This is a genomic window from Terribacillus halophilus (assembly GCF_900162685.1).
In the GTDB taxonomy this organism is placed as follows: Bacteria; Bacillota; Bacilli; order Bacillales; family Amphibacillaceae; genus Terribacillus; species Terribacillus halophilus_A.
The window spans coordinates 92541-109212 of the sequence record NZ_LT727828.1 but is presented as its reverse complement, the minus strand read 5'-3'; the positions used below and the strand labels follow the sequence as shown (position 1 = coordinate 109212).

Here is a 16672-nt window from a genome sequence, read left to right as displayed (position 1 = left end):
GGGGGGAAGCAGATGCGAAGGCTTGTTATTACAAGTTTGTTACTGATGTTATTTCTGCTCGCTGCCTGCTCCGCGGATCCGGATGCAGCTGATCACTATGCCCAACGGAAAGAAGTGAACGTGAACATTGAAGTACCTGAATCAATTGAAGCTAATTCTGTTCCTCGCATTGATGCACAGCTGACAAGTGATGGGAAAAACCTCGGTCAGGAAGCAGACGTTACCTTCCTTGTCTGGAAAGATAACAACAAAGCTGATGCAGATACAATTCCGGCATCACGTAACGAAGACGGAAGCTATCATCTGGAATATAACTTTCCATCAGAAGGCGTTTATTACGTAAAAGCAGACGTTAAAGTAGATAATATCCATCTGATGCCGACAAAACAGCTCCGAGTTGGGGAATTGACAGAGGAAGAGAAACAAAAGATTCTGCAAGAACAAGAACAAAGAAAACAGAAGGATAGTGGCGGTCATCATCACCATTAATCGATAGAAAAAAGTCGTATTTTCGAGAAATACGACTTTTTTCATTGGAAATTTCTGTTACGATAGAGTCATATCTTATTACGTTATGAAATGGTGAAACGATGCAAAAACTACTATCATACTTTGAGAAATTCGATTATATATATTTTTCACTTATCATATTGCTTGGTCTGGCGAGCCTTGTCAGCTTATATCAAGTTCAAATTCTACAGGGTGAATATTTTGTTATGCAGCAAGTTGTCTGGTATGTCGTTGGTTTAGGGGGCTGTTTTGTTGTCTCGTTCTTTCTTGATTTAGATATTATAAAGCGTCTGTCACTTTATATATATTTGTTTTTCCTGCTGCTGTTAATCGGTATTCTTGTTGCGCCAGCCAGTATTTCTAAAGAAATCAATGAGGCGTATGGCTGGTATTCTATTGGCGGTTTTTCATTCCAGCCAGCTGAGTCGATGAAAATCGGTTTGATTTTGTACCTTGCTCAGGTTATCAGTAAAGGAACAGACACTTCTCCTACACTGAAAGAAGAGATGTTGCTTGTTGGAAAACTGACACTTATCACCTTAATTCCTGTTGCTGTTGTAATGAAGTTTCCCGACTTTGGAAATGCAATGGTTTATCTTGCTATCTACGGTGTGATGCTGATTGTCTCCCGCGTGCGTATGAAGACAATCCTTTTGATTTTCTCGATTCCTATCACGGTTGTACTAGCATTGGCTATTACTTATTTCGCCGCGCCCGACTTTTTCCTTGACCGAATTCTTGGCATGCTGCCGAGTTACCAGGCAAGTCGTTTCTACGGCTGGCTGCAGCCGGAGAAATATGCTATTTCAGGCTATCAGCTTAACCAATCCATTATGGCAATTGGAGCTGGGAATATGAGCGGTTATGAACAATTACCCCATGTGCCATACGCATACTCTGATTTGATTTTTGCTGTTATTGGCGGTGTGTTCGGCTTTCTCGGCACGAGCATTGTCTTGCTGCTTTACTTCACCCTGATTTACAAAATCATTATGATCTCTCAGCGTTATCATGACTCCTTCGGTTCCTTAATCGGCGCTGGAATTGCTGGCTTTTTAACGTTTCAAATATTCCAGAACGTCGGCATGAGTATTGGATTAATGCCTGTTACCGGACTTGGATTACCGCTGATCAGCTATGGCGGCAGTGCGCTCGTCATTACACTTGCTTCACTTGGACTAATCCTTAATATGCGCGTGAATACGATGACGTTTATGTTTGGGAGCAAATAACGTTTACTTCTGCAAACAGTTGCGTTATATTATTCGTAATTACTACTATTAAGGAGAACGTATGCAACATAAACAATATCTAGCCTTAGCTTTGCCACTGACCCTCTCGACAATCACAACCCCGCTTCTCGGTGTTGTTGACACTGCCGTTGTCGGTCAGCTTTCCAATTCTTCCTATATTGGCGGAGTTGCGATTGGCACGATTATATTTAATACCATGTACTGGCTTTTTGGTTTCTTGCGGGTCAGCACCTCTGGTTTTGCAGCGCAAGCTTCCACTAGTCTTGATACCGAAGAACATGTTATGGCACTATTGCGGCCTTTTGCGGTCGCTTTTCTGGTCGGTTTGCTATTTGTTTTGATTCAGCAGCCCATCCTGCACTATTCCCTTTCCTTCTTGGGAGCGAGTGAGGCAGTAAATGCTAGTGCTTCAGCTTACTTTTCCATCCGAATTTGGGGAGCACCCTTTGCACTTGCAAACTATGTTATCCTCGGCTGGCTCATTGGCATGTCTTATATTAAAGCAACACTTATCCTGCAGATCAGTACAAATGTGCTGAATATTCTTCTGTGTATCTTGGCAGTTCATGTGTGGGATTGGGGGGTAACCGGGGTAGGTGCTTCCACCCTCATTGCGGAGATCTTTTCTTGTGTATTCGGGTTCTTGCTGCTGCGAAAATATGCCAGAAGCATCTGGCAGCATCCGTTGGTACAGCTGCTCAAACGGGCACTGGATCCTAAACCGATGTGGCAGATGATGAAAGTTAATCGTGATTTGTTTATCCGAACCATTTGTCTGCTTGTTGTGTTTAATCTGTTTACTGCAAATGGCGCTGCATTTGGAGAGGATGTATTAGCAGCTAATGCTATTCTTATTCAGGTCCACTATATGATGGCGTACTTCTTTGACGGTTTCGCCAATGCCTCCAGTATTGCAGCTGGCCGGGCACTTGGCGAACGCAATGAAAAACTCTTCTCGCAGTCACTTCGGCTGTCTTTACAGTGGGGACTGGGTATAGGAATCACACTTGCGCTTGTTTTCCTGGCTGGAAAGCAGTGGATGTACCCGTTCTTTTCGGATCAGCAGCATATTATTGATCTAACCAGCACTTACGCAAATTGGCTTGTCCTGTTTCCGATTGTCGCTAGTCTCGGCCTTGTTTATTACGGTGTATTCACCGGCATGACAGAAGTAAGGTTCGTGCGTAATTCAATGATTTTAGCGGTGCTGCTTTATCTGGCTGCGCTTTTCTCGCTCCAGCCACTTGGCAACCATGGACTTTGGCTCGCGTTTCTGCTGTTCAGTCTCGGGCGCTCTGTTTTTCTTATCCTTTATGTACCAAAGCTGCGCCGTCTGTTTAAACAGACGGCAGCAGCATAATCTCAAGCTTGGTGACCGCCAATTTTTGTACTGCGCTCAATCGTCATTCCGGCAGCTTTATAACTGCTGGCTCGCAGTATGGCAGTCGTTCCGAAGCGAGCTCGGATTTGATCCATCGCTTTGCTCAAATCCTTTTGCTTACTTTTGTCCTCGAACAAGCTGAGCTGTGTTGCTTCTTCGTCATATAAATTGGTCAGGGAGACAGACACACGTCTGACTTCGTGGCCTTTTTGGTAATTTTCATAAAATAACTCCAAGCATAACTTATACATATCGGTTGTTAAATTGGATGGACTGGTGAAGGAACGCGAGCGGCTGAATCCCCCGCCATACTGACTCGCATATCCGACAGACAAGTGCACAGTATTACCTTCCTTCTTATCCCGTCTTGCCCTCCTGCAAGCCTCTTCGCACAGCTCCAAAATGATTGTCGGTATTTCTTCTCCCTGATAATTGCGAAGCAAGGTAATGCCATGTCCATAGCTCTTTTGCTCTTGTTTAACGAAATCACCGAGCACTTCACTTTCATCAATTCCCCATGCATGCCAATACAACTGCTCTCCCATGACACCATACCGTTTCTTGAGCTGCTCAAGAGAAGCATTTGCCAAGTGACCGAGTGTCACTATACCCATTCTGTTCAAGTTTCGCTGCATCCGGCGCCCTATTCCCCAAATATCTTGTATCGGAACAGGCCATAATAAGCGCGGAACATCTTGATAACGACAAACAGCTATGCCGGAAGCCTGCTTTTTTGCGTGAATATCCATGACAACTTTTGCGAGAAACTTATTATCTCCAATTCCGATTGCTGCCGTGACACCAAATTGCTCCAAAATATCCGCCTGCAGCTTAGCTGCTGTTTCTTCTGCTGATCCGTGCAGCTGTTCCGTCCCATCAAGTGTTACCCAAAATTCATCGACCGAGTAGACGTGGATGGCCTCCATCGGCACATACTCGTGAACCAGCTCTGTAATCGCTACGGACACTTCTAAATAATCCTTCATATGTGCTTCTGCAATTACAATATCAGGATCCTCCGGCAGCTCAAAATAACGACTCACATTACTGACACCATGCTTTTTCTTCAATGCAGGACTTGCTGCCAGCACAATACTGCCGGGCCGCTTCGTATCTCCGACTACCGCAAGCAATGTCGTCATCGGATCCAAGCCGCGTTTCACACATTCTACACTGGCATAAAAACTCCGCATATCCACACACAGCAACTCATGCTGCTGAAATCCGCTGTAATCCATTCTCTCCACCTCCGAAAAGGAACATATGTTCTTGTGAATAGCTTACCCGATTTCTGGCTGTTGTAGTAGCTGTAATTTATGGATAGGGAGGAAAATGGGGATAAAACTGCTCTAACAGCTGAATGGCAACCTAAATTTTGGTATCATGGTGATGCAACAAGAATTATACGTATTGTTAAAGGTGGATTCAGATGAAAAAATGGTTAATTCTAAGCTATATAGCGGCATTTTTAGCAAGTGCTGAGCTTATCTATCAATTCGTTCAAGAAGGCAGCATCAACTGGTTTTACCTCGTTATACTAATCAGCCAAATAGGTGCTATATATGCGGAGAGAAAAGAAAAGAAAGAGCAAGTTGTCGAATAATACATATGTAAATAACCCGCGCAGTTTAGCGCGGGTTATTATTATTCCTTTTATGCTTCTATCTTTTTAAAGAACTGGGGCAAATGCTCTTTATGTGCTTCCAGCATCTCATCCATGATTTTCTTCGCTGTCTCATCAGAAGGAACTAGCGGGTTGATTGTCATTGCCAGCAGCGCCGTATTGTAGTCACCTGTTACAGCTGCTTCTGCTCCCACACGCTCAAATGATTTGATTTGCTGAACAAGTCCGCGTACGGCAACTGGCAGGTCACCAATTCCGATTGGTTTTGGACCATCTTTTGTAATGACACTGTTGATTTCAATGGCAGAATCGTTCGGAATGCTTTGAATAGCACCGTTGTTTATTGTGTTTACTGTTTGGATATCACGTTTATCATTGTAGATTGAGTTAATTAAGCTGCAGGCTGCATCGCTGTAGTACGCACCGCCACGCTTAGAAAGCTGTTCTGGTTTATGTGCCAAATTCGGGTCTTTGTAAAGCTCGAACAAGTCACGCTCCACGCCTTGAACAATCTCGGCACGAGTACCTTCATTAGCCGCTGACTCCAGCTCAGCTTCCAGCATGCTGGCTGTTTTATAATAATAACGGTGGTATGGACAAGGAATCGCCTTCAAGCCTTTGATAAAGCCAGGCTCCCAGTCCATCGCTTTGATGTTTTGCATCGTCATCTTATTGTCGTCGCTCGTCATTTTATCAAGTACTGTTTCTGTTACATTTTCGCCGTCCAAGTAGACATTCAAACCAAATACCATATGATTCAGCCCAGCAAAGTCAATATGCACACGATCTCCGTCTGCCCCAAGCAGCTCTGCTACTTGCATTTTCATCATAATCGGCACATTACATAAGCCAACGACACGATTAATATTAGAATAGCGAAGCACTGCTTCTGTAACCATACCAGCTGGATTGGTGAAGTTTACAAGCCAAGCGTCCGGACACAGCTCCTCCATATCCTTGCAGATACCTAGAATAACTGGAATTGTCCGCAAGCCTTTGAACAAGCCGCCTGGTCCGTTTGTTTCCTGACCGATAACATTATATTTTAATGGAATACGCTCATCTTTTGCACGGGCATCTAATAGACCGACACGGAATTGCGTCGTTACAAAGTCGGCATCCTTCAATGCTTCACGACGATCCAATGTTAAATGTACATCAATTGGAAGTCCTGCTTCTTTGACCATGCGCTTTGCCATGTTTCCTACAATCTCTAGCTTCTCTTTTCCTGCTTCCACATCAACAAGCCAAAGTTCTGTAATCGGCAGCTCCTCATAACGCTTAATGAATCCTTCTACGATTTCCGGTGTATAGCTGGAACCTCCGCCAATTGTAACGATCTTCAATTTTTCCATGATTTCGGCCTCCTGTTTGGTTATGTTTTATCTCTGCAAACAAAGCTTATATGCTGGAATGCATCCCAGGTCAAGTACAAATTCGTAAGGAAATTGTAAAGGAGTATCCGAAAGCATACAAAACCATCCTTTTCCGCTACAATAAAGTAAAGAAAGCGATTTCCAAAGAGGTGATGCACTTGAGTAATATTAAGCAGATTGCCAAGCTAGCTGGCGTTTCCCGCAGCACTGTTTCCCGTGTCCTCAATCACCACCCGCACGTCCACGAAGAGACAAGAAACAAAGTACAGAAAATTATTGATGAGTTGGATTATATACAAAACAGCAATGCTGTTCAGCTGAAAAAAGGCAGAACAAATACAATCGGCATTGTATCTCCTTCTATCAGTCACTATTTTATGCAAATTGTTCAAGGCATAGCTGAGGCAGGCGCTTCCTGCCATTATCAAACATTACTTTATCAAACGAATGGAAAGCCTGAACAGGAACTGCAGGCGTTGGAAATGCTACGCCAGAAACGCCTAGATGGACTGATCATTTTGCGCTGCGAAACAAGTTGGGAAAAAGTCAGCACCTATACAAAATACGGACCGATTATGACATGTGAGCCTTTGCAGCACTCAAAAATACCATCTATTTATATGAATCATTATGATGGCTTTCAGCTCGGGCTGGAGCATTTGATTGAGAAGGGCTATACACGCGTCGCTTGCACAATCGGCAGAACAGACAGCAGAAATAGCCTGGAGCGAAAGAAAGCATTTGAGGATGTGTTGAAAAAAAATTGTCTTCCTGTTCATAAAGAGTGGATTTTAAACGAAACATTCACTGTTGATGACGGACGTAAAGCCCTTCAGGAGCTGCTAACCAGCAGAAAGATGCCAGATGCAGTTATTCATGCCAGTGATTACGTGGCTGCCGGCATGGCGGCAGAAGCACACAAAAAAGGCATTTCCATTCCAGACGAGCTAGGGCTAGTCGGGTTTGAGTCTGATCAGAGTGACATAGCCGGCCTCATGGAGCTGACACATGTACGTAATCCGCTTAAGGAAATGGGAGCAGAAGCATTCCGCCGCTTGTATGCCGTGTTAACAGACTCTGCTTATACTGCTAGACCACTTTCCTTCTCGATTACCGAGCGACAATCAACTGCCAGAGCTGTGACACAAGAGACATAAGATTACAGAGAATTTTCTATATAAATAGATTTTTTTCTATGCTAGGATAGTCACATAGGAGGAATACATAATATGGTAATAAGACAACTTACTAATTTTACAGTTTGTACAATCCATCTAGGTATACTTGTGTTTTGGCTGGTAGCATGGGAGAAGCTTTTTACCACGTCCGGCCTTGTCATCTGGGGGGCTGCCGCGTTACTAGGTGCCGGTCTATTCTTTCTATGGAAACGCAGAGAAAGAATAGACAATAGCGACCGGTTATTAGCGCTATCCACCTCTTTGCTTATTCTGCTGGCATTTCTATCTGTGCTCATTGAGATCTCCGTTTCCTCAATGCCGTGAAGTTACTTGATTAGGATAGCAGGGAACAGTTCCATAACAACAGTAAAGGAGCTGTTCTTCTGTGCGACCTATCCTAAACAGCTACTCCTTCTCACTAAACTCTTTCAAAATACGCCGGTGACTGCCAATCATCTTTTCCGGTAATTCGTCCAGCGGGAAAAATGCCAGCTGGATTGACTCCGTTTCGTCATGCATGAGTTCTCCATGGTAACGATTTGCATGATAAACAATCGTTACATTGTAAAATTCATCACCATTTGCAGCTACTGCAAAGTTATTTTTTCCGGAGTACACATCGACCAGCTTTAGGCCCTCAACAGTCAGCCCGGTCTCTTCTAATACTTCCCTAGCAGCTGTTTGTTCTGCTGATTCACCGAGCTCCATCAATCCTCCTGGCAAACCCCATGTTTCATGAGGATGAACCCGCTGCTGCAATAGAACACGGTTTTCACGATCAAAAAGTAAACATAACGCTCCCACTAATATGACCGGCTGATGCCCGACATATTTACGGAGATTTTCTACATAACCCACAAGCATTCCACCTCTCTTTATCAGTTTACCAAATGTACACCCAGCTAATAGAATTCTTTGTCCTCGATGTGATACAGTTAAGATAATGAGAACAAGGAGTGATTATATGGATAAAATCATGTTCATCCAAACTGGATTCGGTGTTGATGTTCATGGTCAGGATGTGACCAAGGCTGCAGTGCGCGCAGTTGTTAATGCGATTCACACGAACTCAATGCCGGGTATTACGAGTGTGCTTCCCGAGAATGATTTACATAATATGAAAGTGAATGTACGACTAGCAGTTCCTGCTGACAAGGATAAGCTGGACATCGAACAAGTAAGAGCTCGTATTCCATACGGCACTGTTACAGTAGAAGTAATCGATGGCGGGATGCTGACTTCCAGCGCTATCTTCTTAGAGGAAAAACAGGATAAAAACGATATGATGTATATCGTCAATGCTTCCGTCGAAACAGGCTACTAAAATGATTGCCCACAAACTTTATAATATGGTCCTGGTGCACACAGAAGATCACGTACTTTTATTAGATCGGCAGCACGATAATTTCAGCGGTTTTATTCCACCCGGCGGGAAGGTGGACTTTCCAGAGAGTCTCACATCCAGCGCCATCCGTGAAGTAAAAGAAGAGACTGGGCTGGATGTGTGGGACTTGGAATATAAAGGTATACAGCATTATGTGAACGAGAAACAAAATGTTCGTTACCTGATTTTTTACTATGTCACTAGCTCCTTTTCCGGTGATTTACTGACAGAATCACGTGAAGGTAATCCATCTTGGTTTAAAAAGTCAGAAGTGATGGAGCTGCCCATGCAGGATGTTGTTCGTACTGCCTTCCCATTATTCTTTCAAGAAGGCACCTTCGAGCTATATCTTCAAGCGGGCGCTGAGGAATCGGTTTACAAGGAAGAGATTTTGTATACATAAAAAGAGGGAGCTAGTTAGCTTCCTCTCCCCCTTTTAAGATGTACATCAACGTAAAACAAAAACCACCAAAGATGGCACTTCCCACCGGATAAAAAAATAGTGTTCTAGAGATTACTGTAAATTGTTCTACCACTTGCAGCGTGAATAACTGCAGAAACGCAATAATCAACATTGTAATACCTACTCTACTCCACAAGTTAATCCCTCCCTTACGGTCTATTATATGTTAATGCCAGTTATTGTAACTAACAGATTTGAAATGGCAGATTTATATATAGGTATTTGTACTTATTTTTATATGTGAAGCATAATTTTCAGCAGTTTCACACTTTCCCAACTTCCTGCATGCTTCTACACGTTTATAGGAATTCTGTAATTATTTTTCTCATCAGCTTTCCCAACTCCCCTTCTTATTCTGTCGGATTGTGTGAGAATAGCTAACGAAAACCGCATGAAATCAAGGGAGATGCTGCCTCACCCCTTCTAAAGGACCATTGTAAATCTAGCAAACTTGAAGCTATACTATCTTTCAAGGAAAACTTTACCTACATACAACATCTGTTTTCCGACTATTTAAACTATTAGCACAAGGGAGTGTGACCTATTTGAAGAAGAATAAATGGATGGCTTCTGCAATGGCAGCTGTTATTGGATTTAGCACTTTTACATTATCATTTACGCCCGTACATGCAGAAGCCGCATCTAGCGAGAAAGCACCTGCTGTAACCTATTCACCGAAAACTACACAAGGCGGTCCTTTTGACAGTGCAATTGCCAACACAGATAAGCTGATTGAATTACTAAAAGAAGAAGGAAAGATCAGTAAGGATGCTACAGAAACAGAAGCACAAGAAGCAGTAAATGCTTACTTGAAAGAGCGGGAAGAGAAAAGTGCAGAAGCTGCGAAAGAACCGCTGCCAGAAGCACTGGAACAAGCGAAAATTGATGAAACTGTTGTAAGCGACACGGATAAAGAGAATGGGAACGCAGATAATGCTGCGAGCCAGTCGAAGCGAGAAGATTCATGGAAAAAAGGCAAAGATAAGAAGAAAAACAAGAAAGTCGATAATGTAAAGAAAGAAACATATAACGGAGAAGTACGGGAGGATAAAGTACTTGTGCTGGCAATTGACTTCCCAGACTACGAGAATAGCTCCATTACACCAGAAGAAACAGATATGTGGTATGAAGATTATACACATGACCACTTCCAAGACATGGTCTTCGGTGACAATGGCTACACTGGTCCTGATGGCCAGAAGTTCACTTCCATGAAACAGTATTATGAAAATCAGTCCGGCGGAAGCTATACAGTTGATGGTGAGATTGCCGGCTGGTATACAGCAGACCATCCTGCTGCTTATTACGGCGGAAATGACCCTGCTCCAGACGGAAGTGATGCGGCAGCGCGGGAATTGGTTTATGAAGCTTTAACAAAAGCGGGTGAAGATCCGAATGTCGACCTTAGCGAATATGATCAGTGGGATCGTGATGACTATGATGGCGACGGCGTCTACAATGAGCCCGATGGCATCATTGACCATTTGATGGTTATTCATGCAGGTGTTGGTGAGGAAGCTGGCGGCGGAAGCCTTGGCGCAGATGCGATCTGGTCTCACCGTTGGAATCTTGGCGGACTTGTAGCTGTTCCAGGCGGAAGCTCTGCAAGTGATCGCTTTGACGGACAGCTGGCGGCATATGATTACACAATAGAGCCTGAAGATGGTGCAATGGGCGTGTTTGCACACGAATATGGCCATGACTTAGGTTTGCCGGATGAGTATGACACAAATTATACAGGTCAAGGTGAAGCTGTAGCTTATTGGTCCATTATGGCAAGCGGAAGCTGGGCTGGTGATGTTCCCGGAACAGAACCGTCTGGATTCAGTGCTTATGCAAAGGAATACTTGCAAAATGCGCATGGTGGTAACTGGCTTAGCGGTACAACCATTGATGTTGAAGATCTGAATGACGATGGCCTTGAGCTGCTGTTGGATGAAGCTGTGACAAAAGGAACCAATAATGATGTAATTCGTGTGAACTTGCCAGATAAGGAAAAAGAGATTACCAAACCTGCCAGCGGTACTTATGCGTACTTTAGCGGAAAAGGAAATGACCTTGATAACAACATGACAACTACGGTTGATTTAAAAAATGCTTCTTCCGCCGAGCTTACTTTTAAGACGTGGTATGACATTGAGCAGGATTGGGATTACGCTTCCGTTCAGGTCAATGGGGAAACAGTTCCAGGCTCCATTACAACTACAGATAATCCAAATGAACAAAACCCAGGCGATGGTATCACTGGTACTTCTGATGGCTGGGTAGATGCAACATTTGATTTAAGTGCCTATGCAGGTCAGGAAGTAGAACTGTCACTAAACTACTGGACAGATGTAGCGGCAACCAATGCTGGATTCTATGTCGATGACATTCAAGTGAACGCAGATGGCAGCCCTGTTTTAACAGACGATGCGGAAGCTGACAGCAGCTTTAAACTAAACGGATTCACACAGGATAAAGGTGTTTCTCTGTCCGAGCATTATTACTTGCTCGAGTGGCGTACGCATAACGGCGTAGATGCAGGTCTTAATCATATCCGCCGAGGCGACAGCCTAATGAGCTACAACACTGGGCTTCTTGTATGGTATGTTGATAATTCTTATGACAATAACTGGACAGGCACGCATCCAGGCGAAGGATTCCTAGGTGTAGTCGATGCGGATCAAAAAGCGCTTTACTGGAGCGATAAATCTGTTGCTTCCAGCCGCTATCAAATTCATGATGCTGCATTTAGCAAAGACAAATCAGAGAAAATGTTCCTTGATTATCGCGCTACAACCGGTCTGACACTTAAAGATAACCATACAAAACGCTACGATGAGTTCGAGGATGATAACAACTACTTGAACAAAGCACTTCCAGATGCCGGACGTAAGTTACCGGAATACGGATTAGAGTTCGAAGTTAAAGCAGACAGCAAAGACGGTTCAGTTGGTAAAATTGAAATCTCGCGTGAAGACTAAATGATAAAGCAGGAACCTGTTATGGGTTCCTGCTTTTTTTCGGCAGCAGGACGGTGAAGGTCGTGCCTTTCCCTTCTTTGCTCTCTACTTCAAGTGTCCCTTGATGTGCTTTTATAATGGAATGACTAATGGATAGACCTAGTCCTGCACCGCCTTGCTGGCGTGTACGCGAACTGTCACTGCGATAAAAACGATCAAATATATGCGCCAAATGCGCAGCAGGTATACCTGAGCCATTATCAAGAACACGAATTTCAGCTGCATCACTGTCTGTTTGCAATTGCATCTCAATGACACCTTGCTCTGGATTGGTGTGTTGGACAGCATTATAAAACAAGTTTAACAGTACTTGTTTTAACTTATCGCTATCAGCCTCAACTGTAATCTGCTCCTTCATCAAAAACAGCAACTTCCGATTTCCAGCAAGCATTTCAAAATGCGGCTGCATTTCCTCTAATAAGCGGTTCAAGTTCAATTGCTGTACCTGCAGCCCTTCCGATTGATCAAGCTTAGTAAGCAGCAGCAGATCCTCGACTAACTTTTTGATACGCTGTGATTCCTTTAGCATACTCTCCAAGGCAGGATACAGCTGGTCTGGATTATTCGCAGCTCCACGCAGCAGCACTTCAAGAAATCCGTGAATAGAAGTAAGCGGTGTGCGCAATTCATGAGAAGCATCTGCAATAAAACGCTGCATCTGCTCCTTTGCTTCCCTTTCCGATTGAAACGAACGGTCAATCCGTTCTACCATTTGGTTAAATGCAAGTGTGAGCCGTTTAATTTCAACTTGTTCTGTTTCTTCTTCCAACCGTTCGGACAAGTTCTCAGCACTTGTTCGCTCCACCTTGCGAATAATCCGATGCAGCGGATCTAGTGCTTTTCTGATTACTTGCGTATATAGTAAGATACCTGCTCCTAATGCCAAGATAGCTATTAGGATGAACACTTGCAGTTGTCCATTGATGACGTCGTTTAGTGGTGCTGTTTTTGTCCCTGCCTGCAAATAGCCTGTTACTTCACCGAAACGACCCTCTGCAATAACAACAACAAGCTGCTCATTTCCCTCTTCATCTTCTGTGACACTATATTGCGCATCCTTATCATCTCTGTTATTCACAGCTCCCTGAAACTCCTTCGGTTCGAGGTGAGGACTGGAAAGACTCGTTTCATCTGAAAAATCTGTGTAATTTCCGGATGTATCTATTTTCGCCAATGAGCGATCAAACAAAAATGGCTTGGGCATATCTGATGCATCTTCATTTAAGAATGCCGGTGGAATTGAATGCAGTTGCGACTGCATGGCATCTGCCTCATTTTGATAAAGAAAATCTTTCATTAGAATATACTGCAGAATACCGACTACGATTAGAATGATGGCTAAAATCAGACAAGATAAGGCGACAATCTGTTTATTCAGCGTTTTGGGTTTTACGTGCTGTAATCGTTTTTTCATTTCACGTCCAGGCGATAGCCTGCTCCCCGAATCGTTCGAATCATCTGCCGATCTTTGTCATGCAGCTTTTCTCGCAAAGACCGAATATACACTTCCACTATATTTTCTTCGCCATTGAAACTGTATCCCCATACTTTATCTAGAATAAGCGCCTTGCTCAGAACAATACCTTGATTCATTGTTAGATATTTAAGCAGTTCATACTCTGTCGGTGATAGCTTTAATACCTCTGCTTCCAAGTATGCTTCCCTCCGCCGGTCATCGATTCGCAAAGGACCTGCTAGCAATGAATCACCTAATTCGGGAAATTGATTACGCAAACGCGCTTGCATTCTAGCGAGCAGCTCCTCAAAACTGAATGGTTTGACTAAGTAATCATCGGCTCCGTCATTCAGCCCTTTAATTCGGTCATCTACTTGATCTCTCGCAGTCAGCATAATAATAGATAGTTTTCTGCCTTTCTTCTTCAGCATACGACATACCTCAAAACCATCCATTCCCGGCATCATCACATCCAATATAACAAGATGCGGTTCAAATTGTTCTGCTTTAGCAATTCCTTGCATACCATCAGCAGCACTCTCTACTATATATCCTTCATTCTGCAAACCGAGTATCAGAAACTGTGTGATTGTTTCTTCATCATCAACGATTAGAACTTTAATTTTCTCCATCCTGTCATCCATTCTTTCTTTTTTCTTTATTATGGAACAACTAGCTGAAAAATAGCTGAAGAATCCCGATTTTTTCACTTTCAGCAAATCTTCAGCTAGCTTTCATGTGCACTTCAGCACGAGATTTCATACTAGCTATTAGTCAGAGCAGGCATGCACAGACGCATTATAGCATGCCTGAAAAACATAAAGGAGACGGTGTAATGAATTTCATAAAACGTGCATTTTGGAGTATGAAAGCAAAAAAAGGCAAGACATTGCTTCAATTGGTTATTTTCACAGTCATATGTGTGTTTGTATTATCAGGATTAACCATTCAATCTGCTGCCAAAGCATCTAGTGAGTTGGCTAGACAAGAACTTGGAGGCTCTGTCACACTGCAGGTTGACCGAGAAGCAGCAATGGAGCAGCAAAGAAGTGAGCAAAGTGAGACAGAAGGACCGCCGCAATTTACAAGTACACCAATAAGCTTGGATGATGCAGCGTCTATTGCAGCTTTGGATCATGTGAATAGCTACAACTATTCTGTATCAGCATCAGCGAATGCAGAAGACTTCGATATTATAGAAAGCAGCACCTCATCAGTAAGTGACAGCAGTGAAACTAATAGTGAACAGGCCCCTGGCGGAGATCAAGGCCGAGGCGGTATGGTCCAAGCTGACCTGACTGTCAACGGTACACTAACGAGTGATGAAGCAGACAGCTTTAGCGATGGAGAAGCAGAAATTGTTGATGGCCGCGGTATTGAAGCATCTGATGCTGGCAGCAATGTTGCTGTAATTGAGCAAACACTTGCTGAGGAAAATGATTTAGCAGTTGGTGATACCATCACAATCAGTTCTTCCAATGATGAAGATACAACACAAGAATTAGAAATTGTCGGTATTTATGAGACTAGTTCTGCAGGCAGTGACCAAGCAATGAATTTTTCGTTCTTAAACCCGTACAACACGGTTTATGTACCTTATACTGCAGCAAATACGCTAAAAGGCGAAGAATATACGGATACCGTAGAATCGGTAACATATCAAATGGATGATGCAGAGAACATTGATGCATTCCTTCGTACAGCTGAGAAGACAGATGTCGATTTTGATGTATATGAATTAGATGCAAACGATGATCTTTACCAGCAGATGGTAGGACCAATCGAAAACGTGGCATCATTTGCTAAAAATATCGTCTACCTTGTCACAGTTGCCGGTGCGATTATCCTTGCACTAATTGTTATGCTTTCTATTCGAGAGCGTAAGTACGAGATGGGTGTTTTGATGGCCATTGGTGAGAGCAAATGGAAGCTCGCAGGACAATTTGTAACAGAAATTGTGGTAACTGCCATCGTAGCAATTGGATTGTCTTCTTTATTCGGAAACCCGATTGCAAACGTGTTAGGCAATCAACTATTAGATCAGCAAACAACTGCATCAGCGGAGGCTGCATCAACTTCTATGCAGCAAGGACCTGGCGGCGGTGGTCCGATGGGCGGCGGTCCAGGACAAACTGTGTCTGATGTATTCAGCCAGTCTAGTGACGCAGTCAGAAGCTTAAATATTAATGTGACGTGGGAAAATATCCTATTGCTTGGCGGTATTGGGTTGGCAGTTGCGATTATCTCAGCACTGATTCCGTCCATTTCCATCCTTCGATTACAGCCGAAAAACATTTTAACTAAACAAGAATAGAAAGCAGGTATAACGATGAAAACAGCTCTACTGTCATTTAAAAATGTTAGCTATTGGTATACAGATAAGGAAAATCCACTCTTTCAATCAGTGAATATAGATTTCTATAAAAATACATTCTACACCATTACTGGAACTTCCGGGTCCGGTAAAACCACCTTCCTATCTCTAGCAGGAGGGTTGGATAAACCGCGAGAAGGAGATATTGAATACGACGGAAAATCAATTCGCAAAATGGGACTTGGCAAATTTCGTCACGACTACGTCTCGATTGTCTTTCAATCCTACAATTTGATTCCTTATATGACAGCCTATCAAAATATAGCATCTGCGATGGCTATTACTGGGACAAAAGTGGAAAACCAAGAGGATTTTATCTTAAAGATGCTCGCAAAAGTTGGTATTTCTGAAGAACAAGCAAAACAGCGTGTTCTCACCCTTAGCGGCGGACAGCAGCAGCGAGTTGCAATCACACGTGCATTCTGCTGTGATACTGAATTGATCGTAGCAGATGAACCGACAGGGAATCTTGATGATGAAACGTCAAAGGACATCTTAAAGCTGTTTATCGATCTTGCTCACCAGGAGAATAAATGTGTCATTATGGTTACCCATGACCCTCAAATTGCAGCACAATCTGATGTTAATATCCAGCTGTCCAACGGCAGTTTCCGTATGCTGCAGCATGTATAAAAGCTAATGAAAAATGCGTATCCGCTAACGGATAC

17 protein-coding genes are annotated in these 16672 nt (G+C 43.3%); 11 read left to right on the top strand and 6 right to left on the bottom strand.

Annotated features, from left to right (window positions below; translation table 11 throughout):
• The first annotated feature begins 12 nt into the window (after positions 1-12).
• The 3 genes from B1K52_RS05315 to B1K52_RS05305 all read left to right on the top strand — a co-directional run bounded on the left by B1K52_RS05315 (position 13) and on the right by B1K52_RS05305 (position 3123).
• Entirely contained in the window at positions 13-489 is a 477-nt protein-coding gene (locus B1K52_RS05315) for a FixH family protein (protein WP_179106474.1), read from the top strand.
• Between the two features lie 101 nt (positions 490-590).
• Entirely contained in the window at positions 591-1742 is a 1152-nt protein-coding gene (locus B1K52_RS05310) for an FtsW/RodA/SpoVE family cell cycle protein (protein WP_077306091.1), read from the top strand.
• 61 nt (positions 1743-1803) lie between these two features.
• Positions 1804-3123, top strand: a complete 1320-nt coding sequence (locus B1K52_RS05305; protein WP_077306089.1) for an MATE family efflux transporter — start codon at positions 1804-1806, stop codon at positions 3121-3123.
• Between the two features lie 2 nt (positions 3124-3125).
• Here B1K52_RS05305 and B1K52_RS05300 read toward each other — a convergent pair whose 3' ends face one another.
• A complete protein-coding gene (locus B1K52_RS05300) occupies positions 3126-4382 on the bottom strand; it encodes a Y-family DNA polymerase (RefSeq protein ID WP_077306087.1) in 1257 nt (418 codons plus the stop codon).
• A 191-nt stretch (positions 4383-4573) separates the two neighbouring features.
• Between B1K52_RS05300 and B1K52_RS17860 the strand changes: the two genes are divergently transcribed.
• Complete coding sequence (locus tag B1K52_RS17860) at positions 4574-4747, top strand: hypothetical protein (protein WP_179106473.1); 174 nt, start codon at positions 4574-4576, stop codon at positions 4745-4747.
• Positions 4748-4797: 50 nt separating this feature from the next.
• Here B1K52_RS17860 and B1K52_RS05295 read toward each other — a convergent pair whose 3' ends face one another.
• Positions 4798-6123: a 6-phospho-beta-glucosidase gene (locus B1K52_RS05295; RefSeq protein ID WP_077306085.1), complete on the bottom strand. Its 1326-nt coding sequence runs from the start codon at positions 6121-6123 to the stop codon at positions 4798-4800.
• A 179-nt stretch (positions 6124-6302) separates the two neighbouring features.
• Here B1K52_RS05295 and B1K52_RS05290 point away from each other — a divergent pair, with 179 nt between their 5' ends.
• Positions 6303-7301 (top strand): LacI family DNA-binding transcriptional regulator, encoded by a 999-nt coding sequence (locus tag B1K52_RS05290; RefSeq protein WP_077310502.1) that lies wholly within the window; start codon positions 6303-6305, stop codon positions 7299-7301.
• 72 nt (positions 7302-7373) lie between these two features.
• Positions 7374-7646: an LPXTG cell wall anchor domain-containing protein gene (locus B1K52_RS05285; RefSeq protein ID WP_077306083.1), complete on the top strand. Its 273-nt coding sequence runs from the start codon at positions 7374-7376 to the stop codon at positions 7644-7646.
• 81 nt (positions 7647-7727) lie between these two features.
• On the opposite strand, the gene B1K52_RS05280 is transcribed toward B1K52_RS05285, so the two are convergent.
• Complete coding sequence (locus tag B1K52_RS05280; RefSeq protein ID WP_306278112.1) at positions 7728-8186, bottom strand: NUDIX hydrolase; 459 nt, start codon at positions 8184-8186, stop codon at positions 7728-7730.
• 100 nt (positions 8187-8286) lie between these two features.
• Here B1K52_RS05280 and B1K52_RS05275 point away from each other — a divergent pair, with 100 nt between their 5' ends.
• On the top strand, positions 8287-8646 hold the full coding sequence (locus tag B1K52_RS05275; RefSeq protein WP_077306079.1) for a Lin0512 family protein: 360 nt from the start codon (positions 8287-8289) through the stop codon (positions 8644-8646).
• Position 8647: 1 nt separating this feature from the next.
• Complete coding sequence (locus B1K52_RS05270) at positions 8648-9109, top strand: 8-oxo-dGTP diphosphatase (protein ID WP_179106472.1); 462 nt, start codon at positions 8648-8650, stop codon at positions 9107-9109.
• 10 nt (positions 9110-9119) lie between these two features.
• Here B1K52_RS05270 and B1K52_RS05265 read toward each other — a convergent pair whose 3' ends face one another.
• Complete coding sequence (locus B1K52_RS05265) at positions 9120-9305, bottom strand: hypothetical protein (protein WP_077306077.1); 186 nt, start codon at positions 9303-9305, stop codon at positions 9120-9122.
• Positions 9306-9732: 427 nt separating this feature from the next.
• On the opposite strand from B1K52_RS05265, the gene B1K52_RS05260 reads away from it, so the two are divergent.
• Entirely contained in the window at positions 9733-12135 is a 2403-nt protein-coding gene (locus B1K52_RS05260) for an immune inhibitor A domain-containing protein (RefSeq protein WP_444851939.1), read from the top strand.
• A 19-nt stretch (positions 12136-12154) separates the two neighbouring features.
• Here B1K52_RS05260 and B1K52_RS05255 read toward each other — a convergent pair whose 3' ends face one another.
• Together B1K52_RS05255 and B1K52_RS05250 are read right to left on the bottom strand one after the other, a co-directional pair.
• On the bottom strand, positions 12155-13588 hold the full coding sequence (locus B1K52_RS05255) for a sensor histidine kinase (RefSeq protein WP_077306073.1): 1434 nt from the start codon (positions 13586-13588) through the stop codon (positions 12155-12157).
• Positions 13585-14262 (bottom strand): response regulator transcription factor, encoded by a 678-nt coding sequence (locus B1K52_RS05250; protein ID WP_077306071.1) that lies wholly within the window; start codon positions 14260-14262, stop codon positions 13585-13587. The genes B1K52_RS05255 and B1K52_RS05250 overlap by 4 nt, the downstream gene beginning before the upstream one ends.
• Before the next feature lie 203 nt (positions 14263-14465).
• Between B1K52_RS05250 and B1K52_RS05245 the strand changes: the two genes are divergently transcribed.
• A complete protein-coding gene (locus tag B1K52_RS05245; RefSeq protein ID WP_077306069.1) occupies positions 14466-15944 on the top strand; it encodes an ABC transporter permease in 1479 nt (492 codons plus the stop codon).
• 15 nt (positions 15945-15959) lie between these two features.
• Positions 15960-16637 carry an ABC transporter ATP-binding protein gene (locus B1K52_RS05240; protein ID WP_077306067.1) on the top strand — a complete coding sequence of 226 codons (678 nt, stop codon included), beginning with the start codon at positions 15960-15962 and terminating at the stop codon, positions 16635-16637.
• The last annotated feature ends 35 nt before the right edge of the window (positions 16638-16672 follow it).